The organism is Streptomyces sp. NPDC058231 (assembly GCF_042882275.1).
GTDB lineage: Bacteria > Actinomycetota > Actinomycetes > Streptomycetales > Streptomycetaceae > Streptomyces.
Map to the genome: position 1 here is coordinate 42,959 of NZ_JBHVWN010000033.1, position 21,865 is coordinate 64,823.

Below are 21,865 nucleotides of genomic sequence, written 5' to 3' on the forward strand. Positions count from 1 at the left end.
GCCGCTCAGCGCACCCCGTACCGGGCCTCGATCGGCCAGGACGCGTACAACCTGGGCTGGAAGCTCGGCCAGGTGCTGCGGCACGGCGCACCTGCGGCGCTGCTCGACAGCTACGAGGCGGAGCGCCGGCCGGTCGCCGCCGGCATGCTGGGGCTCTCCACCCGTATCCACCGCGGCGAGCAGGAGCGCGGCGCGGCCGCCCAGCAGCTGGGTCTCGGTTACCGCGAGGGGCCGCTGTCGACCGGGCGCGCGGGGGCGCTGGAGGCGGGCGACCGGGCCCCGGACGGGCCGGCCGGCGACGGCCTGCGCCTCTTCGACGTGTTCCGGGGGCCGCACTTCACGCTGCTCTCCGTCGGCACGGACGCCGGGCTTCCCGCGTTCGACGACGCCATGGTCCGCGTCCACCGCATCGACGCCTACGAGGCGTACGGGAAGGGCCTCTTCCTGATCCGGCCCGACGGGTACGTGGGCTGGGCGGGCGACGACGCCTCGGGGCTCGCCGACTGTCTGGCACCGCTCGGTCTCGGCGCCACCCGCAGCTGAGTCCCCGCGGCCCGGGTCCCCTCCGGTGCGGTGTGTGAGACCGACGGCCGGCCCGCCGGTCTCACACGCTGCTGAGCGAGAGCTTCGCCGCGAAACCGAGGAACAGCACGCCCGCCGCCGAGGTCGCACCCGCCGACAGCCTCTTGCGTCGGCGGAACGCGGCGGACAGCCGGGTGCCGCCGAATATCAGCGCCGACAGGTAGAGGAAGCTCGCGGCCTGCAGCAGCGTCCCCAACAGCAGGAAGGAGAGGGCCGGATAGGCGTACCCGGGGTCGACGAACTGCACGAAGAACGAGATCAGGAAGAGGATCGCCTTCGGGTTGAAGAGGCTCACCACCAGTGCCCGCCGGTACGGCCGCTCCACCGTCCCGGACGCCGTCTTCGCCCCGTCCGGCCGGGCGGTCTCGGCCGCCAGCTCGACCATCTGCCGGTGCCGCTCGCGCCACATGGACGCCGCGGCCCGCAGCATGCCGATCGCCAGCCAGGTCAGATAGCCCGCGCCCGCGTACTTGACGATCGCGAAGAGAATGGGAGTCGTCTGCAGCAGCGAGGCGGCGCCGAGCGCGGCCAGCGTCATCAGCACGGTGTCACCGGTCCACACTCCGGCCGCCGCCACATATCCGCTCCGCACACCGCGCCGGGCGGAGACGGAGAGCACGTACAGCGAATTCGGCCCCGGCAGCAGAACGATCAGCACGAGGCCGACGAGATAGGTCGGCAGATCAGTGACACCCAGCATGAGAGCGAGTGTCGCACAGGGGTACGACAATGCGGTCGGGCGTCCCGCGTACCGGTCAGGGCCTCAGCGGCCGCCGCGACGGCCTCGTTCCGGGGCCGCCCCCACTGACCCGTCCGTGGCTGCCGGCACCCCGCGGGAGGACATCCGCGCCGGCGCTCAGAACGCGTCCGTCGGGACGTACGTCCCCCAGACCTCCCGCAGCGCGTTGCAGACCTCGCCGACCGTCGCCCGCGCCGCCAGCGCGTCCTTCATCGGATACAGCACGTTGTCCGTCCCCTCGGCCGCCTTCTTCAGCCGGCCGAGCGCCTCGTCGACCGCCGCACCGTCGCGTCCGGCGCGCAGCTTCGCCAGCCGGGCCGCCTGCTGCGCCTCGATCGCCGGGTCGACGCGGAGCGGCTCGTACGGCTCCTCCTCGTCGAGCTGGAAGCGGTTGACACCGACCACGACGCGCTCCGCGCTGTCCGTCTCCTGGGCGATGCGGTAGGCGCTGCGCTCGATCTCGCTCTTCTGGAAGCCGCGCTCGATCGCGTCGACCGCGCCGCCCATGTCCTCGACCCTGCCCATCAGCTCCAGCGCGGCCGCCTCCACGTCGTCCGTCATCCGCTCGACGACGTACGAACCGGCGAACGGGTCGACGGTGGCCGTGACGTCGGTCTCGTACGCCAGTACCTGCTGGGTCCGGAGCGCGAGCCGGGCGGACTTGTCGGTCGGCAGGGCGATCGCCTCGTCGAACGAATTGGTGTGCAGCGACTGCGTACCGCCGAGGACCGCGCCGAGCCCCTGGATCGCGACGCGCACCAGGTTCACCTCCGGCTGCTGCGCGGTGAGCTGGACGCCGGCGGTCTGGGTGTGGAAGCGGAGCATCAGCGACTTGGGGTCCCTGGCCCCGAACTCCTCCTTCATGACCCGGGCCCAGATCCGGCGGGCGGCGCGGAACTTGGCGACCTCTTCGAGGATCGTCGTGCGGGCGACGAAGAAGAAGGAGAGCCGGGGGGCGAAGTCGTCGACGTCCATGCCGGCCGCGACGGCGGTGCGGACGTATTCGATGCCGTCCGCGAGGGTGAACGCGATCTCCTGCGCGGGCGAGGCGCCGGCCTCCGCCATGTGGTAGCCGGAGATCGAGATCGTGTTCCACTTCGGGATCTCGGCCTTGCAGTACTTGAAGATGTCGGCGATCAGCCGCAGCGAGGGCTTGGGCGGGAAGATGTACGTGCCGCGGGCGATGTACTCCTTCAGGACGTCGTTCTGGATGGTGCCGGTCAGCCGGTCGGCCGGGACGCCCTGCTCCTCACCGACCAGCTGGTAGAGCAGCAGCAGGAGCGCGGCGGGGGCGTTGATCGTCATGGACGTGGAGACCTTGTCCAGCGGGATGCCGCCGAACAGGATCCGCATGTCGTCGATCGAGTCGATCGCCACCCCGACCTTGCCGACCTCGCCGGAGGCGATCGGCGCGTCGGAGTCGTGACCCATCTGGGTGGGCAGGTCGAAGGCGACGGACAGGCCCATCGTGCCGTTGGCGATCAGCTGCTTGTAGCGGGCGTTCGACTCCGTCGCCGTACCGAAGCCCGCGTACTGCCGCATCGTCCAGGGCCGGCCGGTGTACATCGTCGGGTACACGCCGCGCGTGAAGGGGTAGGCGCCCGGCTCTCCCAGCTTGTCGCCGGCGTTCCATCCGTCGAGTGCGTCCGGCCCGTACACCGGCTCGATGGGCAGTCCCGACTCCGACTCGCGCGTCATCTGCTGTACCTCCCATGAAGCTACCTACTGGTAACCAACGATCCTCGCGACGGACTGTAGCGGCGGGCGTGCGACCGGTGCAGGGGCACCTGCTGGGACCTTGCTCACAGCGTGCGCCCGGGGCCGCCGCCACCGCACTGACCATCATGCGGGGGCTTTGGCAACCGGGCAGAGCGGGAATCCGTCTTCATGGAGACCGAAGCAACCAGGGGGCCGCGATGGCAGGCATACGCAGGACCAGGATCGGTTCCGGACCGGTGCGCCGGGCAGGCGGTACGGCGGTGGCCGCCGTCACCGTGCTCGCACTCGGCATCACGACCGCGGGCTGCCGGGCCGACGCCTCCAGCGGTTCCCCGGCGCGGCACCCGTCCGCGCCGGAGGCATCCGCCCCGGCGACCGACGACGCCAAGCCCGCCGCGTCCCCCTCGCAGCCGGAGCCGTCCCCCTCGAAGTCGCCGGAACCCGGTCCGCAGAGCACGACGCTGATGGCGAGCGGTGCAGAGGGCAAGCAGGTGCGCGAGCTGCAGGCCCGGCTCCGTCAGATCGGCCACTTCGACCGCAGCCCGACGGGCTACTACGGCACGCTCACCGTCGCCGCCGTGCAGTCCTTCCAGGGCAAGCGCGGGCTGTCGCGTACGGGCAGGACGGACAGCCTCACCTGGCAGAAGCTCCTCGCCATGACGCGGAAGCCGACGGCCGCCGAGCTGAACCCGCCGACCTCACGCCCCCTCGGCAGTCCCGACCCGCGCTGCATGACCGGGCGGGTGCTCTGCATCAGCAAGAACAGCCGGACCCTGGCGTGGATGATCGACGGCCGGGTCGTCTCGTCGATGGACGTGCGGTTCGGCTCCGAGTACACCCCGACCAGGGAAGGCACCTTCTCCATCTACTGGAAGTCCCGCCACCATGTGTCGACGATCTACCACACGGCCATGCCGTACGCGATGTTCTTCAGCGGCGGCCAAGCGGTGCACTACTCGTCGGACTTCGCGGCCCGCGGCTACAGCGGCGCCTCGCACGGCTGCGTGAACGTCCGGGACGAGGGGAAGATCGCCGCTCTCTTCGACCAGGTCCGCACCGGCGACAAGGTCGTCGTCTACTGGTGAGGGGCGCGGGCGGGACCGGGGGAACGTGTCCCGCCCGCGCCTGGTGCGCCGAGCCGAAGGTACGGGGGGAACCCCGGCTCTGTGCGCGGCCGATGACCAGTCGGCTCACTCCGTACAGCGCCCTTGCGCCGAAAAGTGTCACACCCGGCGACGACACGGCCGCCCGTGCGGATCATCCGAAGGGCGAGGAGGTGTGCAGCGCGGCCGGAGACGTCGTCGTCGCAGCGGCCGTACCGCCCGGGTGAACCGGCACCGAGGGCTCCGCGGAGGCGGGACCGAACCAGAGCGAACGAACCGCGTCCGAGCTGCTGTTGCCCCGGCCCGCGCCGCCCTCGCCCTGTCCGTCCATGCCGTTGCCGCCCTGCTCGCCGTCGACCAGCCGCCGGCAGAACCGGTCCAGGCCACCGCCCCCGCCGGCCAGGGTCTCGAGCCTGCGCCTGCGCTCCGGGTCGAGCTTGCCGTCGCGGTAGTCGCGGCACGCCCGCAGGGTCCGCTCCAGCCACTCACCGGACCGGCCGGCCCGGGCATCGCCGGGCGTGCTGTCGCTGCCGGCCCCGACCGAGGCGTGCGAGCCGTCGTCCCGGCCGCCGTCGCCGTTCCTGCCGCCCTCGCCCGACCGGTCGTTCCGGTCCCCGTCGCCACCCGTGCCCCTGCGGGTTCCGTCGGCGGCGCGCGGGGGTGGTGCGGCGGTGTCCGGGGCGGTGTCCGAGCCGCGGGACGGCGGGGCGGACGGCTCGCCGGACGCGCCCCCCGAACCCAGTTGTTCGGGGACCGCGGACGCCGACACGGAGGATGCCGGCAACGGGCCGGCGTGCCCGCCGAACGGTCCGGGAAGGATGCCCGCACCCGCGGCGACGGCCACTCCGCCGAGCGCGCAGCCCGCGAGCGACGCGACCAGGCCGTACCGGACCGGCCGGCTCCAGCGCGGCGCGGGCCTGCCGCCTGACGAGGCCGCGGCGGCGCGGCCGATGCGTACCGGCCCGAGCGGCGCGGGCCGCCCCGGCCCGCCGTGCTCCGTATCGCGATCGCGGGCCGCCGGCTGTGCACCTTCCGGCCGCGCGTCCGCGGGTGCCGTCGCCCCGGCCCTTCCGCGCGCGGCGCGCGAATTCTCCCGGAACGCGGCCAGCGCGGCGGCCTCGCCCGGCAGTTCGGCGTCGGCCGGACGGGCGTCGCGGGCGGCGGCGGCCAGTGCGGCGGCGAGCCGTTCGGCGTCGGTGCGGGCGTGGCCGTCGGCAGGTTCGACCGGTTCACCGCGGAACAATCGCTCCGCGGCTTCCCTGTCGAGCCATGCATACTGCTCGTCGGCCATCACATGTCCCTCTGCGTTCATGGACGCGAATGCGTCACACCGGCGGACGCCGTCAGACCGGTGTGGGAGAGGCGCTGGGCGGGCACCGCACCGAACCCCGGAGCCTGGCCTGCCGTACTCCCGCGCGACAGGGAACCCCCTGACGCGCCGTCACCCGCACCGCTGTCCGCGCCGCTGTCGTCGCCGTCCGCGCGGAGCAGCTCCGCCAACCGCTTCAGCCCGCGGTGCGCGGCGGTCCGTACCGCCCCCGGCCGCTTGCCCAGCGTCTGCGCCGCGCTCTTCGCGTCCAGTCCGACCACCACCCGCAGCACGACGGCCTCCGCCTGGTCCTGCGGCAGCTGGGCGATGAGGGACATCGTACGGCCGGTTGCGAGGGCCTCGATCGCCTCGTCGGCGGTGTCGGACTCGGCGGGCTTCTCGGACAGCTCCGTCTCGTCGCCGCCGATCGCGGGGCGCCTGCTCCGCATCCGCAGATGGTCGAGGGCCCGGTTACGGGCGATCCGTGCCGCCCAGCCGCGGAAACGGTCGGCGTCCCCGCTGAAACGGTCGAGGTCGCGCGCGATCTGCAGCCAGGACTCGGACGCCACGTCCTCGGCGTCCGGCTCCCCCACCAGTGTCCGTATGTAGCCCAGCAGCCGCGGCTGCACTGCGCGGTACACAGAACGGAAGGCTTCCTCGTCCCCGTCCTGTGCCGCGAGCACCGCGGCGGTCAGCTCCGCGTCGTCCCCCAGCACTCCCTCAACCCGCCCTGCTGTCCTGAATCGCAGCTGGTCACCACTGCCGCGCCACCCTGCGCGACTCAGCACGCTACGTCCTCCGCGGGGGCTGCGTCCATGACTTGTACAACCCGCAACTTTCTTCGGATGCGGTCCGGTGTGACAGAAAACGCGCTCATGGCGCAGAGATGAGTACGGGGTCGTCCTGCGGCCCCGCGGAAGACGACCGGGGCCTCTCCTGTGGGGGGTGGCGGCCCCGGTCGTCCTCGTTGCTCCCGGCGTCGTTCCCCGGGAACTCTCCGGCTTCCTGCCCACCCGGCACCCGAGAAGCGCGCCGCGACCGGGCATCCGCCGCCCCGGGACCCACCGTCCGCGGTCACTCCGTGTCCGGCCCGCGCCCCCGCGCCCTGCGCGCCGTCGCCGCGCGCAGCACCCGCTGCCCCTCGGTCGAGGCGTCCAGCACCTGACGCAGACCCGCAGCTGCCGCGCCGGACTCCGCCAGCATCTCCAGGATCCGGATCTGCCGGCGCACCTCCCCTGCCACCAGCGGTCCGGCACCGGCCGGATCGCCCTCCCGGCAGCGCCGCAGCAGTTCCGCCCCGGCGCCGGGCGTCGCGTCCTGGCCGAGGTGGACCTCCAGGGCCAGGGACGAGCAGGCGTCCGCCCATGCCCGCAGCCCCGGATCCGTCCGCTCCGCAGGCGCTTCGCCGAGCAGCTTCCGTATCGCCGGTACCGCTCCGTCGGTCCCTGGCGGCAGGTCGTCCAGCGCCGCGCGGGCCTCCGCCAGACGGTCCTGCCACTCGTCTGCGACGGCGCAGCCGACCCAGAGCGGACGGAACGGGTCCTGGTCGGCGCCGTCCGCGGGCTGCGGCAGGCACCGGTCGAGGCAGGCGACTCCGCTCGCGGCCAACGCCCGCTCGTCAGCGGCGGCGATCAGTTCCAGCAGGCTCATCGGCTTCTCCCCGTCGGCCTGTCCCCGTGCGGGTCCGCACGGGGACGCGGCACTTCCCGCTGCCGCATACCGCTTTCAGCGTCGGATGGCTCGAAATCGTCACTGCCGGAGTCCGAAATAGCACCCCATGGCGATCACGCCTCCCGCCGGGCCCTGCGGGTCCGCTCCGGCCTGCCGGACGGCCGGTGGGACACCGGACGAGCGGACATCAGCAGACCGGATGGCCCAGCGCGGCCCGCTCCCCCTGCATCCGGGTCAGCTTGCGCACGAAGAGGATCGCGAGCCCCGCTGCCACCATGTCGAGCACGTCGGCCGCCAGCATGGGGCCGACGGCGTCCACGATCTCCTGGGCGTTCCCGGCATCCGAGTACTTCTGGGAGGCGTACCGGGAGAAGAACGTCGAGAAGATCCACGCCCCCCACCACAGGTTGACCGGGGCCAGGGAGACCGAGCGCCAGGTGCCGTCGGTGTTGGTCTGGGCGCTCGTGGTCCAGATGCCACCCGCGATCCGGCGCGGCAGCACCAGGTTGGCGACCGGGACGAACCACGCGCCCACCGCCCACCCGGGCTTCATCGGCTGCGCACCGGCGTCGAACACCTCGGCGTTCAGCCGCACCCGCCGGAACCAGATGATGAAGACGGCGGCGGTGGCCAGCAGCACCAGGACCTGGAGGACCCCCGTCGCCGCGTACAGGTTGTCGGCGCGACTCGCCTCGGCGCCGTCGGGCATCGCGATGCCGTTGAACAGGCTGCGGATGTTCAGCCCCGCGAGCACGGAGAGCAGGTCGGCCACGACGGCGATCACCAGCAGGACCACGACGGCCCTCGCGAGCCCGTCGGGTGAGCGCAGCCGCTGCTGCGGCGCAGTGAAGAGCGGGGCGGCAGGTGCCGGTGCCGCTGTCGCGACCGGCCCGGCACAGGAGAGGCAGCGCCCCTCCGCAGTGACCGACGGTCTGATTCGGCAGGTCGAGCACAGCATGAAGTGGAACCCCCCAGGATTCTGATCTGTCCGCAGAACACACGCATCTCTCACCGAGCGCGCGGCAAGCGGAATCTATCCCTGGCCCACTGTGCTGTCCATTGAGATCCGGTACGGCCCGTTCAGCCCGCCTTGTCGATCTTCCCGGCCAGCGACTCGAACTGCGCCCAGCTCAGCGCCGGTTTGCCCGGATCCCAGAGCTTCTGGGCGGTTGCCCGCAGCGGCATCCGGATCCCGGCCGCCACCTGCTCCGGGGTCTGCGCCTGCGGAAGGTCGCCCCAGACCGCGAACCGTCCGCCCAGGATCTGCTTGGAGTAGCGGTCCGGGACCGGCCGGGTGCCGCGCAGGACGAGCGGGGTCCACTGCTCGTAGATCCGCTTGCCCGTCGGGTAGACGAAGTTGTTGGGCTGGCCGAGGACGTAATAGAGGAACTCGTCGTTGAGGTTGACCACGCGACGCCCCTCGGCCAGGTACTCCTCCGGCGGCCGGGCCCCGTACTCCTTGCCCGTCCAGTACTCGACCTGGATGCTCTTGTCGGCCTTGACGACTCCGCCGCGGAACAAGCCGTCGTTCCACGCCTTGGTCTGCTGCCCGTGCGGACGCACCACCGCCGCGCGGTCGTTGAGCCAGCCGGTGGCGAGGTCCTTGATCCCGGCCGCCTGCCCGTACTTCTGCTGGGCGGCACGCTGGAGCTGCGGGTACGAGGCGGCCGGGTTCTGCACCGTCAGCGCGCGGTACTCGTCCCCGCCCAGATGCCAGTACGCGCCGCCGAAGAGCTCCGCGAACTCCCCGATCAGCTGGTCGATGAGTTTCGCCGCGCCCGGATTCGAGATGTCGATCGATCCGGCCGAACGCACCCCGGCCGTGTTGCGCAGCTGCAGGTCGGGGTGGGCGCGCAGGACGGCGCCCAGATGGCCGGGGGAGTCGAGCTCGGGGACCACGTCGATGTGCAGTCTGCCCGCCAGGTCCAGGATCTGCCGGACCTCGGCCTTGCTGAGGTGCTGGGGCGACACCACCTCGGGATGCGTGTCGGACTGGATCCGGAACGCCTGGTCGTCGGAGAAGTGCAGGCCGAGCTGGTTGAGCTTGAGGTCGGCCATCTCGCGCATCCGGGCCTCGATCCAGCCCACGGTGTAGTACTTGCGGGCGATGTCGAGATTGAGTCCGCGCTGCGGCCGGTCGGGGCGGTCGCGCACCTCGCCCTCGGGCATCGCACCGTCCGCGCGCAGCGACTGCTTCAGGGTGCGGGTCCCGTAGAAGACGCCGGCCTGGTCGGGCCCGGTGATGGTGACCCGCCGGTCGTGGGTCTTCAGGGTGTACGACTCGGGGCCCCCGCTGCCGGGGGCGCCGAGGGCCAGCTCCACATCGCCCGCGCGGGCCGGGACAGCGCCCCCGTAACGGATCTTCAGTTCCTTGGCGAGGAGCTGCGCCTCGTCCGCGAGCGGCTGGCTGCCCGCGGCGATCACCACGGCACTGGTCCCCTCCGGCCGCCAGCCGGGGCCGTGGGCGGGGACGTGCTCACGGACGGCCGGGATGGTGCGGGGCGCATGGGAGAGCGGGTAACTGCGGGTCGGCGAGGGTGAGGCGTGCGAGGCCGTGCCGGCCACGGACGCCTCGCTCCGGTGTCCGGTGCCGGAGCCCTCCGGCCAGACGACGACGGTGACCGCCACGGCGGCCGCGGCGGTGAGAGCCGCGCCGGTCGCAAGCGCTCGGCGTGAGGGCGACATCGGTCAGAAACCTCCGGATTACATCGAGAAATAGTCGGTCAGGGAAGAAGTGAGGAGATAGCTGGGCATTCTCCTCGAAAACTCGTCATCAGGTGTTCCGAAACTCTCCTTCCGGGTGACATTCGTGCATCCGTCGGACGGCCGTCGCCCCGCCTCGCTAGCGTTGGGCACATTCGTCTCTCCCTTCACCCTGCATCTCCCTGGCATCTCCTGCCCCTCGGCCCACGAGGCACGGATGCCGATGCCGATGATTCGAGGAGTCCCACGCTGTCCAGGCCAAGCGAGTCCCCCGCCGGCCTCCCGGAACCACCGCGGCAGCGGCGGGGCCGCCCCGCCGCGCCCGCCCGCACCCGCGGCCGGACCCCGGCCGTCGTCAGCGACCGCACCCCCGGACTCGACCGGTTCAACTCCGCGTCCACCGCAGCGGCCGAGGACGCCCTGCTCGGCTGCTTCGCGAGTGTGCGCTGGGCACAGCGGCTGGCTGCGCACCGCCCCTACCCCGCGCTGGACGCCCTTCTCGCCGCCGCCGACGAGGCGGCGTACGACCTGGCCCCCGAGGATCTCGGCGAGGCGCTCGCCGCCGAGGTCTCCCCCGGACTGCACCGGACCGCGCCGCACTCCGCACACCTCGCGCTGAGTGCAGCGCACGCCGCGTACGAGTGCCGCTTCGGCCATGTCTTCGTGATGTGCCTCGACTCCTTCCGGCCCTCCGAGCACCCGGACCAGGTGCTGGCGGGCATCCGGACCAGGCTGGGCCACGACCGGGACGAGGAGCGCGTGGTCACGGCCGACGAGATGCGCAGGCTCGCCCGGGGCCGCATCATCGAGCTGGTGACGGGCACGCTCCGAGCGGACGAACCGACTGGAATCCGGGCAGAAGCCTGGACGGAAGGTCGGACGGAAGGTCGTTTCTAGCCCGTCCGTGCCTGTTTGATTGCCACTTTGATCACACCAGAGGCCCCGGCGCGAACGAACCGACAAACCGTCGCTACGATGGCCGGGGCCGGTGGACCGTACCCGGCCGGGTCAGACCGACAGTCAAGCCGGCCGACCCCAATCCCCGCTCCCGGAGGGTTCTTCCGTGCCGGCTGGAACGCTGTACCGCGGCCGGGAAGGCATGTGGTCCTGGGTGGCTCATCGAGTCACCGGTGTCCTCATTTTCTTCTTCCTGTTCGTACACGTCCTGGACACCGCTCTCGTCCGCGTCTCCCCCGAGGCCTACGACAACGTCGTGGCCACGTACAAGACGCCGATCGTCGCGCTCCTCGAATACGGCCTGGTGGCCGCCATTCTCTTCCACGCGCTGAACGGTCTCCGCATCGTCGCCGTGGACTTCTGGGCCAAGGGCCCGCGCTACCAGAAGCAGATGCTCTGGACCGCCGTGGGTATCTGGGTCGTGCTGATGGTCGGGGCCCTGTACCCCGTCCTCGGCCACGCCGTACGCGAACTGTTCGGGAGCTGAGGCCAATGTCCACCGACTCTTCCGCCGCGATCGGCTCCGTCGAAGGCGTCAGCCTCTACGACGTGGACCACCCGGCCCCGGTCATCGAGTCCCCGCGCAAGCGGACGGGCAAGAGCCCGAAGGGCTCGCGCACCAACTTCGAGATGTACGCCTGGCTCTTCATGCGCCTGTCGGGCATCGTGCTCGTCGTCCTGGTCCTCGGCCACCTGCTGATCCAGCTCGTGCTGGACGGCGGCGTCTCCAAGATCGGCTTCGCCTTCGTGGCGGGCCGCTGGGCCTCGCCGTTCTGGCAGGTCTGGGACCTGGCGATGCTGTGGCTGGCCATGCTCCACGGCGCCAACGGCCTCCGTACAGTCATCAATGACTACGCCGAACGGGACAACACCCGCTTCTGGCTCAAGATGCTGCTGTACACCGCCACGGTGTTCACCGTCCTGCTGGGCACGCTGGTGATCTTCACCTTCGACCCGAACATCCGCTAGGCGCCGGGCCAGAGGGACCAGAGGAAATCATGCAGATCCACAAGTACGACACCGTCATCGTCGGCGCCGGCGGCGCCGGCATGCGCGCGGCCATCGAGTCGACGAAGCGCAGCCGTACCGCCGTGCTCACGAAGCTGTACCCGACCCGCTCCCACACGGGCGCCGCGCAGGGCGGCATGGCCGCCGCGCTCGCCAACGTGGAGGAGGACAACTGGGAGTGGCACACCTTCGACACGATCAAGGGCGGCGACTACCTGGTCGACCAGGACGCCGCCGAGATCCTGGCGAAGGAGGCCATCGACTCCGTTCTCGACCTGGAGAAGATGGGCCTGCCGTTCAACCGCACGCCCGAGGGCAAGATCGACCAGCGTCGCTTCGGCGGCCACAGCCGTAACCACGGCGAGGCCCCGGTCCGCCGGTCCTGCTACGCCTCGGACCGTACCGGCCACATGATCCTCCAGACGCTGTACCAGAACTGCGTCAAGGAGGGCGTGGAGTTCTTCAACGAGTTCTACGTCCTGGACCTGCTGCTGCAGGAGGACCCCGAGACCGGACTGAAGAAGTCCGCGGGCGTCGTCGCGTACGAGCTGGCGACCGGCGAGATCCACGTCTTCCAGGCGAAGGCGATCATCTTCGCCTCCGGCGGCACCGGCAAGTTCTTCAAGGTGACGTCGAACGCCCACACCCTGACCGGTGACGGCCAGGCCGCCGCGTACCGCCGCGGTCTGCCGCTGGAGGACATGGAGTTCTTCCAGTTCCACCCGACGGGCATCTGGCGCATGGGCATCCTGCTGACGGAGGGCGCCCGTGGTGAGGGCGGCATCCTCCGCAACAAGGACGGCGAGCGCTTCATGGAGAAGTACGCGCCCGTCATGAAGGACCTCGCGTCCCGTGACGTCGTGTCCCGCTCCATCTACACGGAGATCCGTGAGGGCCGCGGCTGCGGTCCCGAGGGCGACCACGTCTACCTCGACCTCACGCACCTGCCGCCGGAGCAGCTGGACGCGAAGCTCCCGGACATCACCGAGTTCGCGCGTACGTACCTCGGTATCGAGCCCTACACGGACCCGATCCCGATCCAGCCGACCGCGCACTACGCCATGGGCGGCATCCCGACCAACGTCCAGGGCGAGGTGCTGGCCGACAACACCACCGTCGTCCCGGGCCTGTACGCCGCCGGCGAGGTCGCGTGCGTCTCGGTGCACGGCGCCAACCGTCTGGGCACCAACTCGCTGCTCGACATCAACGTCTTCGGGCGCCGGTCGGGCATCGCCGCCGCCGAGTACTCCGCGAAGCACGACTTCGTCGAGCTCCCCGAGAACCCGGCGCAGCTGGTCATCGACCAGGTCGAGCGGCTGCGCAACTCGACGGGCAACGAGCGCGTCGCGACGCTCCGTCTGGAGCTGCAGGAGTGCATGGACGCCAACGTGATGGTGTTCCGTACCGAGCAGACCATCAAGACGGCCGTCGACAAGATCGCCGAGCTGCGCAAGCGCTACCTCAGCGTGTCCATCCAGGACAAGGGCAAGCGGTTCAACACCGACCTCCTGGAGGCCATCGAGCTGGGCAACCTGCTCGACCTGGCCGAGGTCATGGCGACCTCCGCGCTGGCCCGCAAGGAGTCCCGCGGTGGTCACTACCGCGAGGACTACCCGAACCGCGACGACGTCAACTTCATGCGCCACACCATGGCGTACCGCGAGGTCGCCGACGACGGCACCGAGTCGATCCGGCTCGACTACAAGCCGGTCGTCCAGACCCGCTACCAGCCGATGGAGCGTAAGTACTGATGGCAACCCCGACTCTGGACAAGGTGGAGGCGGAGTCCGCCGCCTCCCCGTACATCGCGGTCACCCTCCGGATCCGCCGCTTCAACCCCGAGGTCTCCGACGAGGCCCAGTGGCAGGACTTCCAGATCGAGATCGACCCGAAGGAGCGCGTCCTCGACGCCCTTCACAAGATCAAGTGGGAGACCGACGGGACGCTGACGTTCCGCCGTTCCTGCGCGCACGGCATCTGCGGCTCCGACGCGATGCGGATCAACGGCAAGAACAGGCTCGCCTGCAAGACGCTGATCAAGGACATCAACCCGGAGAAGCCGATCACGGTCGAGGCCATCAAGGGCCTCACGGTCCTCAAGGACCTCGTGGTCGACATGGACCCGTTCTTCCAGGCGTACCGCGACGTCATGCCGTTCCTCATCACCAAGGGGAACGAGCCGACGCGCGAGCGTCTGCAGTCCGCCGAGGACCGCGAGCGGTTCGACGACACCACCAAGTGCATCCTGTGCGCCGCGTGCACCTCGTCGTGCCCGGTGTTCTGGAACGACGGCCAGTACTTCGGCCCGGCGGCGATCGTCAACGCGCACCGCTTCATCTTCGACTCGCGTGACGAGGGCGGCGAGCAGCGGCTGGAGATCCTCAACGACCGTGACGGTGTGTGGCGTTGCCGCACCACCTTCAACTGCACGGACGCCTGCCCGCGTGGCATCGAGGTCACCAAGGCGATCCAGGAAGTGAAGCGCGCGCTGATCACGCGTCGCTTCTGACCCTTCCCGCAGGCCAGTCGTACCGGAGGCCCCGTCCCCCGCAGGAATGCTGCGGGAGGCGGGGTCTCCTGCTGCGCCGGGCTGACCGGTTCGGTACGGTCGTGCGGAGCCGGAGACCGGTTCACCGCCCGGGGCGGCGACGCGCGGGGCGCACAGGCTTGATCGAGAGCGGGGGAACGTTGAGCGATCCGAATCCGTACGCGGACGACTCATACAAGTGGGGACCGCCCCAGCAGCCGGGCAATCCGCCCACCTTCGCGGACGGCCGGACCTACGGCTACCCGGAGCAGCTGCCGGACTCCGCGGCCCGGCCGGGCCCGGCCTACGGCTACCCGGCCGTCCCCCCGCCGGTCCCGCCGACCCTGCCCGGTTACGGGTTCCCCCCGCAGCTGGGCCCGGGGCCCATGGGCGGCGGTGCGCCGATCCTGTCGCTCGGCGACATCACCGTCATGAACGACTCGATCGTGACGCCGTCCGGCACCATGCCGCTCAAGGGAGCGGTGTGGACGGCCACCGACATGTCACGCACCGAGGAGAGGATTCCGCCGGTCGCGATCGTGCTTGCGATCATCTTCGCCCTGTTCTGCCTGGTGGGGCTGTTCTTCCTCCTGATGAAGGAGAAGAAGACGACCGGATTCATCCAGATCTCGGTGATCAGCGGCGGTCGCCACCACTCGACGATGATCCCGGCGATCGGCCCGGAGACGTTCCATATGGTGATGGCTCAGATCAACACGGCCCGCTCGCTGAGCATCTGACGGCCCATCGACTACGGGGAGAATCGGGGCGGAGCCAAGAGGGCGGGCAACGCCCCTCTTCACGCGAGCGGTTCGGATCCGGGCCGCGCCCGGTCCCACTCCGCGCCGGTCCGGCCCTCCGCCACGACCATGATGCGCCGCAGCATGTCGTTGAGCACGGTGCGTTCCTCCGGCCGGAGGACGCCGAGCAGCCGGTACTCCTCGTGACCGAGGAAATCCATCGCGCCCAGCCAGGTCGAGCGGCCTTCGTCGGTGAGCTCCACGTCGACGCGCCGCCGGTCCCTGGTGGAGGGTGAGCGCCGGACGAAACCGCGGCGTTCGAGCGCGTCCAGCCGGCCGGTGATGGAGGCGGGGGCGAGATCCAGGTCGGCGGAGAGCTCCGACGGAGCCGCCTTCCCACCGCGCCCGGCGAGCTTGTGGAGCGTGTCGAACTCCTGGCGGTCAAGATCGAAATCGACCAGGGACTGTTCGCGCACCCGGCGCAGATGCACCGAGAGCTTCTCCATGCGGGTCACCGCACCCTCGACCTCGGGGTCGAGATCGGGAAGCACGGGCTTCCACCGCTCGACATGCCCGTCGGTCCAGTCGCGTCGCTCCATGAGGAAAGCCTACGCCCGGGGCTCAACTCCGTTTCCCCCTCCGGTACTTCGTTGACGAATAGTTCGTTTCCGAAATAGATTCCCGCGCATGCCACATCCTCTGCGCTCGCGCGCCTTCCGCCTGCTCTTCATCGGACGCACCCTGTCCCAGCTCGGCGATGCCGTCATCCCCGCCGCCCTCTCCCTCGCCGTCTATCTCGCCACCGGCTCGACCGGCGCCCTCGCCGTGGTGCTGGCGTGCGCGATGGTGCCCAAACTCCTCCTGCTGCCGCTCGGCGGTGTCGTCGGCGACCGCTTCAACGCCCGTACGGTGGCGCTCACGACCGATCTCGTACGGTGCGCCACTCAGCTCTTCGTCGGCGTGGAACTGCTCGGCGGCACACCCGAGCTGTGGCGGATCGCGGTCGCCGAGGTGCTCGGCGGCGCCGCGGGCGCCTTCGCCATGCCGACCGCCTCACCCCTGGTCCGGGGCACCGTGGACCCGCCGGGGCTGCTGCGCGCCAACTCCCTGATGGCGGTCGCCGCCGGCGCGACCCGGCTCGGCGGTCCCGCCGTCGCCGGGACCCTGATCCTCACCGCGGGCCCCGGCTGGGCGTTCGTGCTGGACAGTGCGAGCTTCGCGGTGAGCGCCGCGCTGCTCTCCGTCATCGAGGTCCGGCACGTGCCGATCCCGCGCCGCTCGGTGCTCACCGACCTCAAGGACGGGTGGAGCGAGGTCCGCGGCCGTGACTGGTACTGGACGAGCCTGCTCGCCCACGCCTCCTGGAACGGCGCCGCGGCCGTCCTGATGACCCTGGGCCCGGCCCTCGCGATCAGCGAGATGGGCGGCAAGGACGCCTGGATCGCCCTGCTCCAGACGGGCGCGGTGGGCCTCCTCCTCGGCTCGCTCCTGGCGGGCCGGGTACGCCCGCGCCGTCCGGTCCTGGTGGCGAACCTGGGACTCGCCACCTATGCGCTCCCGCTCGGGCTGCTCGCCGCGGACGCGCCGACAGCACTGACCGTCGCCGCGTACGGCCTCGCCCTGGCCGGCCTCGGCTTCCTCGGCCCCGTCTGGGACACCTCGGTCCAGGCCGCCGTACCCGCTCACGCACTGGCCCGCGTGACCTCGTACGACTGGCTGCTCTCCCTCGGCGCGATGCCGCTCGGCTACGCCCTCGCCCCGCTCGCGGCCGCCGCCTGGGGTGCCCAACTCCCGCTGGCCGTGGCGGCGGTGACGGTCGGCGCGGCCTGCCTGGCGACGGCGGCGGTACCGGGCGTACGGGGCTTCGTGGCACCGGAGCGGACGCCCGGCGCGACCGAGGACGAGCACTCCGGAGTCCCCTCTTGAACATGTTCAATTACGGGTCTACAGTTCATGACAACAGCTTTTGAACGCGTTCAAGGGAGGGTGGGGCATGGACCTCACTGTTGTCGCGTACGTCATCTACCTGCTGGTCAGCGTGGCGCTCACCGTCTGGGTCGCCCGCACGCTGAGCCGTAACGGAAAGGTCTTCCTCGCCGACGTCCTGCACGGGAACGCGAAGCTCGCCGACGCCGTCAACCACCTGCTGGTGGTCGGCTTCTACCTGGTCAACCTGGGCTTCGTCACGCTGTACCTGAAGAACTCCGACGCGGTCGCCGACGCCCGCGGTCTCTTCGAGGCTCTCTCGGTGAAGGTCGGCGTCGTCCTGCTCGTCCTCGGGGTGATGCACCTCGGCAATGTGTACGTGCTCAACAGGATCCGCCGCCGCGGCCTGATGGAGCGCGAGCAGACCCCGCCGGTGCCGCCGGAGGCGTGGACGGGCCCGGGCCCCTGGGCCGCGCCCGCGGCCGGCCGGTGACGGGACGATGACTGCCACCGCAGCGGGGGCACGGACACCGGTCGAGCGGCTGACCGTGCTCTACGACGCGCAGTGCTCGCTCTGTGTCCATCTGCGCAACTGGCTGATGAAGCAGCGTCAGCTCGTCCCGCTCGACCTCGTCCCGGCGGCTTCCGATGAGGCGCGCCGCCGCTTCCCCGGGCTCGATCACTCCGGGACGCTCGACGAGATCACCGTGGTCGGCGACCGGGGGCAGATCTACCGCGGAACCTCCGCCTGGATCGTCTGCCTGTGGGCCCTGGCCGAGCACCGGCCCAGGGCCCACTGGCTGGCCACTCCGGCGGGCATGCCGTTCGCCCGGGCCTCGGTGCTCGCGGCCGCGAAGTACCGGTCCGTGCGAGCCGCGCCCTGCGGCCCCGGGGATACGAGCTGCACTGCCCCGGCCCCCGGCCCCTGACGCCGGAACGGGCGGATACCCTCGGGACTGTGGCGAAGGAAGCGAAGGACGTGAAGGATGTCAAGGCTCCCAAGAGCGAGCAGACCCGCACGCTGATCCTCGAAACCGCGCTCCGGCTCTTCGAGGAACGCGGTTACGACAGGACGACGATGCGGGCCATCGCGCAGGAGGCCGGTGTTTCCGTCGGAAACGCCTACTACTACTTCGCGGGCAAGGAACATCTCGTCCAGGGGTTCTACGACCGGCTCGCCGCCGAGCACGAGGCGGCGGTCCAGCCGGTCCTGGCGGGCGACAAGGACCTGGCCGTACGCATCCGCGGGGTTCTGCTCAGCTGGCTCGACGTGGCCGAGCCCTACCACCGCTTCGCCGCACAGTTCTTCAAGAACGCCGCCGACCCGGAAAGCCCGCTCTCCCCGTTCTCCGGGGAGTCGGTCGCGGCCCGGGAGGCGGCGATCTCCATACACGAGCGGTGCCTGTCCGGCTCCAGCACCAAGACCGACCCGGACCTCGCGGAGACGCTGCCGCAGTTGATGTGGCTGATGCAGATGGGGCTGGTGCTGTACTGGGTGTACGACCGGACGGAGGGCGCCGAGCGCAGCAGGCGCCTCGTCGAGCGGACCGCACCGATCGGCGCCCGGGCGATCGCCCTCTCCCGGTTCCGGGTGCTGCGACCGCTCGTACGGCAGGTCCACGACGTACTCGCGGAGTTCCTGCCCGGTCCGGCGGCCGGGGGGCCGGCCGGGAAGGTCCAGGACCCGGCGGAGGCATGAGACGGCCGGGGCCGGCCGGAGACCGGCGCACGAGGTGCGCAGTCTCCGGCCGGCCCCGGCCACAGCTCTTCCCGGATCCGGGGATCAGATCCAGTGCAGTTCCCACAGCCGCCAGATGCCCGTGCCGTCCGACAGGTACTGCGAGCCGGAGACATCGGTCGTGCTGACGACGTAGTCCTTCTTCTGCCACAGCGGCACGAGCGGCACGTCCTCGCCGACCAGCGCCTGCAGCGCCTTGAAGTCCGTGGCGGTGCGGCTGCGGTCGCTGTACTGCAGCGTGGACGAGATCAGCTGGTCCATCTTCTTGCTGGTGTAGCCGTTGTGGAGGCTGGTGTCGCGGCCGACGAGCGGCTGGCTGAAGGTGTCGGGGTCCGGGTAGTCGGGCAGCCATCCGACGGTGTACGCGTCGTACTTGCCGGCCGCGTAGCCCTTCTGGAAGTCCTTCCACTCCACGGCCTTGACCGAGACCTTGAACAGACCGTCCGCCTCCAGCTGACGGCGGATCTCGGCGGTCTCCTTCGTGTACGCCTCGTCGGCCCGGTAGGCGAAGTTGATGTGCAGCGGGAGCTGCACCCCCGCCTCCTGCATCAGCTTCTTGGCGCGCGCCGGGTCGGGCGACGGGTAGGCGTCGAAGAACGGCGTGCTGTGCCCGATGTACCCCTGCGGGATCAGCGAGTAGAGCGGCTCGACGGTGCCCTTGTAGACGTCGGTCACCAGCGGCCCGCGGTCGATGATCGCCGCGATGGCCTGCCGGACCTTCTTGTTGGCGAGCGGTGCGCCGGGCCGCACGTTGAACACCAGGTTGCGGATCTCGGCGCTGTCCGCCTCGGTGACGCGCATGTCGGGGTCGCCGGGGTTCAGGGCGGCGAGCGTGGCGGGCGGCAGCTGCCGGTGCGTCACATCGACCTTCCCGGACTTCCAGGCCGCCAGGAGTTCGTCCGACTCCTTGTAGTAGCGGACGGTGACCGGGACACCGGTCTTCGTCAGTGCGCCCTTGTACCGGGTGTTGGGGACCAGTTCGGCCTTGCCCGCCGTGTACGACTTCAGGATGTACGGGCCCGAGCCGTCGACCTTGTTCCCGGTACGGAGCTTGTCCGCCGGGTACTCGTTGCGGTCGACGATCGAGCCGGCGCCGGTGGCGAGCTTCTGCGGGAAGGTCGCGTCGCGCGAGGAGAGGTTGAAGGTGATCGTGCGGCCTTCGGACACCACGTTCTTCAGGCTGGGGAACAGCACCGAAGGACCGACGTCCGTCTTGATCCTGATCATGCGTTCGATGGAGTACTCGACATCGGCGGCGGTGATCTTCCGGCCGTTGGAGAAGGTCAGGTCGTCACGCAGCTTGCACTGGTACGTCTGCAGCTTCTGACCGATGAACCCGCAGCTCTCGGCGGCGTCCGGCTCGGGGACGATCGCCCCGGACTTGAACGTCATGAGGGACTGGTACACGTTGCTGTACATCGCCCAGGAACCGGCGTCGTACGCGCCGGCCGGGTCGAGCGACGTCACTTCGTCCGTCGTGCCGACCGCGATCGGATCGTTCTTCACCTCGTCCGACGGAAGCAACTGCCAGGCGACGACGCCTGCGATGACCAAAACCGCGAGAATCGCGAGAATCCGTAGCCGGATCGACCGCATTGCCGTGCTCTCCCTTACCAGCCCCACCTGGGCAGATGTGCTCAGGAACGCACATCACCGCATGCTCGCGGTCAGCAAATCACACGAAATTCACATCCGGAAGAGGAAATCCATATCTCATAGCCTTTTGTTCGGCAGTTGAAACCTTCGCGGGACCGATCGACCGAAACCCGCGCGGTTGTCACGTAGTTGAACGTCCCTTTTGCGTCGTTACGCCTGCCGGGAGGCGAGTTGCACGACGGTGATGTCGGAAGGGGCGCCGACCCGGACGGGCGGGCCCCAGGCGCCCGCCCCGCGCGAGACGTACAGCTGCGTGTCACCGTAGCGTTCGAGCCCGGCGGCGGTGGGGTTGGCCAGTTCGGCGAGGTAGTTGCCGGGCCAGAGCTGGCCGCCGTGGGTGTGACCGGAGAGCTGGAGGTCCACCCCGCACGCGACGGCGTCGTCGATGACGACCGGCTGATGGGCGAGGAGGACGGCGGCGCGGGTCCGGTCCCGGCCACCGAGGGCGCGGTCGAAGTCGGGGCCCTGCCCCTCGCCCTGCCCGGCGATGTCGTTGACCCCGGCCAGGTCGAAGCCCTCGATCTCGACCCGGGTGTTCTCCAGCGGGTGCAGCCCCAGCTCCCTGACGTGTTCGATCCACGGGGCGGCGCCGGAGTAGTACTCGTGATTCCCGGTGACGAAGAAGGAACCGTGACGGGCGCTCAGCTGTGCGAGCGGCTCGACGGCCGGGCCGAGGTCGGCGACGGTTCCGTCGACGAGATCGCCGACGACGGCGATCAGATCGGGCTGGGTCCGGTTGATCGTGTCGACGATCCGCTGCGTGTGGGCGCGGCCCAGGACCGGGCCGAGGTGGATGTCGCTGACGACGGCGATCCGGAAGCCGTGCGCGGCACGGGGCAGCTTGGCGAGCGGGACGGTGACGCGCTTGACCTGGGGACCGCGCAGCACGCTGTAGGCGCCGTATCCGACGGTGCCGAGTCCGGCGACGGCCGCGGCGCCGCCGACGGCGCGCGCCACGAACAGGCGGCGTGACGGCCCGGCCGTGACGGGGGCGGCGGGGGCCGGACCTCCGTGCGCCGCGAACGGGGATACATCCCGCGCGGCAGCCTCCCGCGCGACGGTTCCGGGCCGGGACGGAGCGCTTTCGGCCGGGCCGGGCCCGACTTCCGCACCGCGGCCCTCCCGGTGCGCGAGGAACCGTCGCAGAACCGGCCGTACCGCCTCACCCACCAGCAGGGCCAGCGTCAGATACAGCAGCGCCGCCAGCCACAGGTAGCCCGGCCACGCCAGTGCCCGCTGCAGCCAGAACGGGGCGCCCACCCGCCCCGAGACCAGCGCGCCCAGGCTCAGCAGCGGCAGCAGCCAGACCGCCACCGTGCCCGCTCTGCGCGCCATGCCGCCCGGGGCCGTCGTGTCGCCCACGAAGCGGCGCCACACGTAGCGGTGCACCGCCACGAGCAGCACCAGGACCGCGACCGCCATCAGCACGAAGACCACTGCCACTTGCGCTACCCGCCCGTCTCTCCGGCCGCGTCCGGCTTCCGTGC

General features: G+C 70.7%; 21 protein-coding genes and 1 pseudogene. 12 read left to right on the forward strand and 10 right to left on the reverse strand.

Going from position 1 to position 21,865, the window contains the following annotated elements; translation table 11 throughout:
* Positions 1 to 36: 36 nt before the first annotated feature.
* Positions 37 to 543, forward strand: a pseudogene (locus tag ACFVXE_RS22000) (FAD-dependent monooxygenase); the annotation flags it as partial.
* A 61-nt stretch (positions 544 to 604) separates the two neighbouring features.
* Here ACFVXE_RS22000 and leuE read toward each other — a convergent pair.
* Entirely contained in the window at positions 605 to 1,282 is a 678-nt protein-coding gene (gene leuE, locus ACFVXE_RS22005; RefSeq protein WP_389673304.1) for a leucine efflux protein LeuE, read from the reverse strand.
* A 156-nt stretch (positions 1,283 to 1,438) separates the two neighbouring features.
* The gene (locus ACFVXE_RS22010; RefSeq protein WP_389673306.1) at positions 1,439 to 3,019 is read right to left on the reverse strand and encodes a methylmalonyl-CoA mutase; all 1,581 of its coding nucleotides are present in this window, start codon (positions 3,017 to 3,019) and stop codon (positions 1,439 to 1,441) included.
* A gap of 218 nt (positions 3,020 to 3,237) precedes the next feature.
* Here ACFVXE_RS22010 and ACFVXE_RS22015 point away from each other — a divergent pair, with 218 nt between their 5' ends.
* Entirely contained in the window at positions 3,238 to 4,125 is an 888-nt protein-coding gene (locus ACFVXE_RS22015; RefSeq protein WP_389673307.1) for a L,D-transpeptidase family protein, read from the forward strand.
* A 172-nt stretch (positions 4,126 to 4,297) separates the two neighbouring features.
* On the opposite strand, the gene ACFVXE_RS22020 is transcribed toward ACFVXE_RS22015, so the two are convergent.
* From ACFVXE_RS22020 to ACFVXE_RS22040, 5 genes are all read right to left on the reverse strand, one after another.
* Positions 4,298 to 5,455 (reverse strand): hypothetical protein, encoded by a 1,158-nt coding sequence (locus ACFVXE_RS22020; RefSeq protein WP_389673309.1) that lies wholly within the window; start codon positions 5,453 to 5,455, stop codon positions 4,298 to 4,300.
* Positions 5,452 to 6,168, reverse strand: coding sequence for an RNA polymerase sigma factor (locus ACFVXE_RS22025; RefSeq protein WP_389673364.1), 717 nt, complete (start codon positions 6,166 to 6,168; stop codon positions 5,452 to 5,454). Before ACFVXE_RS22025 ends, ACFVXE_RS22020 begins: the two co-directional genes overlap by 4 nt.
* 358 nt (positions 6,169 to 6,526) lie before the next feature.
* Positions 6,527 to 7,102 carry a hypothetical protein gene (locus ACFVXE_RS22030; RefSeq protein WP_389673311.1) on the reverse strand — a complete coding sequence of 192 codons (576 nt, stop codon included), beginning with the start codon at positions 7,100 to 7,102 and terminating at the stop codon, positions 6,527 to 6,529.
* Positions 7,103 to 7,310: 208 nt separating this feature from the next.
* Positions 7,311 to 8,081 carry a DUF4328 domain-containing protein gene (locus tag ACFVXE_RS22035; RefSeq protein WP_389673312.1) on the reverse strand — a complete coding sequence of 257 codons (771 nt, stop codon included), beginning with the start codon at positions 8,079 to 8,081 and terminating at the stop codon, positions 7,311 to 7,313.
* Between the two features lie 122 nt (positions 8,082 to 8,203).
* Positions 8,204 to 9,808, reverse strand: a complete 1,605-nt coding sequence (locus ACFVXE_RS22040; protein ID WP_389673314.1) for a glycoside hydrolase family 20 protein — start codon at positions 9,806 to 9,808, stop codon at positions 8,204 to 8,206.
* A gap of 267 nt (positions 9,809 to 10,075) precedes the next feature.
* On the opposite strand from ACFVXE_RS22040, the gene ACFVXE_RS22045 reads away from it, so the two are divergent.
* The 6 genes from ACFVXE_RS22045 (at position 10,076) to ACFVXE_RS22070 (ending at position 15,058) form a co-directional block, all read left to right on the forward strand.
* Positions 10,076 to 10,723 carry a 2-oxo-4-hydroxy-4-carboxy-5-ureidoimidazoline decarboxylase gene (locus ACFVXE_RS22045; protein ID WP_389673365.1) on the forward strand — a complete coding sequence of 216 codons (648 nt, stop codon included), beginning with the start codon at positions 10,076 to 10,078 and terminating at the stop codon, positions 10,721 to 10,723.
* Positions 10,724 to 10,889: 166 nt separating this feature from the next.
* A complete protein-coding gene (gene sdhC / locus ACFVXE_RS22050; RefSeq protein ID WP_389673315.1) occupies positions 10,890 to 11,270 on the forward strand; it encodes a succinate dehydrogenase, cytochrome b556 subunit in 381 nt (126 codons plus the stop codon).
* 5 nt (positions 11,271 to 11,275) lie between these two features.
* Positions 11,276 to 11,752, forward strand: coding sequence for a succinate dehydrogenase hydrophobic membrane anchor subunit (locus ACFVXE_RS22055; RefSeq protein ID WP_389673316.1), 477 nt, complete (start codon positions 11,276 to 11,278; stop codon positions 11,750 to 11,752).
* Between the two features lie 29 nt (positions 11,753 to 11,781).
* Entirely contained in the window at positions 11,782 to 13,542 is a 1,761-nt protein-coding gene (gene sdhA / locus ACFVXE_RS22060) for a succinate dehydrogenase flavoprotein subunit (protein ID WP_389673317.1), read from the forward strand.
* Positions 13,542 to 14,300: a succinate dehydrogenase iron-sulfur subunit gene (locus tag ACFVXE_RS22065; RefSeq protein ID WP_389673319.1), complete on the forward strand. Its 759-nt coding sequence runs from the start codon at positions 13,542 to 13,544 to the stop codon at positions 14,298 to 14,300. The genes sdhA and ACFVXE_RS22065 overlap by 1 nt, the downstream gene beginning before the upstream one ends.
* A gap of 179 nt (positions 14,301 to 14,479) precedes the next feature.
* The gene (locus tag ACFVXE_RS22070) at positions 14,480 to 15,058 is read left to right on the forward strand and encodes a hypothetical protein (RefSeq protein ID WP_389673321.1); all 579 of its coding nucleotides are present in this window, start codon (positions 14,480 to 14,482) and stop codon (positions 15,056 to 15,058) included.
* Between the two features lie 59 nt (positions 15,059 to 15,117).
* On the opposite strand, the gene ACFVXE_RS22075 is transcribed toward ACFVXE_RS22070, so the two are convergent.
* Positions 15,118 to 15,657: a MarR family winged helix-turn-helix transcriptional regulator gene (locus tag ACFVXE_RS22075; protein WP_389673322.1), complete on the reverse strand. Its 540-nt coding sequence runs from the start codon at positions 15,655 to 15,657 to the stop codon at positions 15,118 to 15,120.
* Positions 15,658 to 15,745: 88 nt separating this feature from the next.
* Here ACFVXE_RS22075 and ACFVXE_RS22080 point away from each other — a divergent pair, with 88 nt between their 5' ends.
* From ACFVXE_RS22080 to ACFVXE_RS22095, 4 genes are all read left to right on the forward strand, one after another.
* Positions 15,746 to 16,984 (forward strand): MFS transporter, encoded by a 1,239-nt coding sequence (locus ACFVXE_RS22080; protein WP_389673323.1) that lies wholly within the window; start codon positions 15,746 to 15,748, stop codon positions 16,982 to 16,984.
* Between the two features lie 67 nt (positions 16,985 to 17,051).
* On the forward strand, positions 17,052 to 17,477 hold the full coding sequence (locus tag ACFVXE_RS22085; RefSeq protein WP_389673325.1) for a hypothetical protein: 426 nt from the start codon (positions 17,052 to 17,054) through the stop codon (positions 17,475 to 17,477).
* 7 nt (positions 17,478 to 17,484) lie between these two features.
* Positions 17,485 to 17,913, forward strand: a complete 429-nt coding sequence (locus ACFVXE_RS22090; RefSeq protein WP_389673326.1) for a thiol-disulfide oxidoreductase DCC family protein — start codon at positions 17,485 to 17,487, stop codon at positions 17,911 to 17,913.
* Between the two features lie 29 nt (positions 17,914 to 17,942).
* A complete protein-coding gene (locus tag ACFVXE_RS22095; RefSeq protein ID WP_389673328.1) occupies positions 17,943 to 18,683 on the forward strand; it encodes a TetR family transcriptional regulator in 741 nt (246 codons plus the stop codon).
* Between the two features lie 84 nt (positions 18,684 to 18,767).
* On the opposite strand, the gene ACFVXE_RS22100 is transcribed toward ACFVXE_RS22095, so the two are convergent.
* Positions 18,768 to 20,318, reverse strand: coding sequence for an ABC transporter substrate-binding protein (locus ACFVXE_RS22100; RefSeq protein WP_389673330.1), 1,551 nt, complete (start codon positions 20,316 to 20,318; stop codon positions 18,768 to 18,770).
* Between the two features lie 210 nt (positions 20,319 to 20,528).
* Positions 20,529 to 21,815 carry a metallophosphoesterase gene (locus tag ACFVXE_RS22105; RefSeq protein WP_389673367.1) on the reverse strand — a complete coding sequence of 429 codons (1,287 nt, stop codon included), beginning with the start codon at positions 21,813 to 21,815 and terminating at the stop codon, positions 20,529 to 20,531.
* Between the last annotated feature and the right edge of the window lie 50 nt (positions 21,816 to 21,865).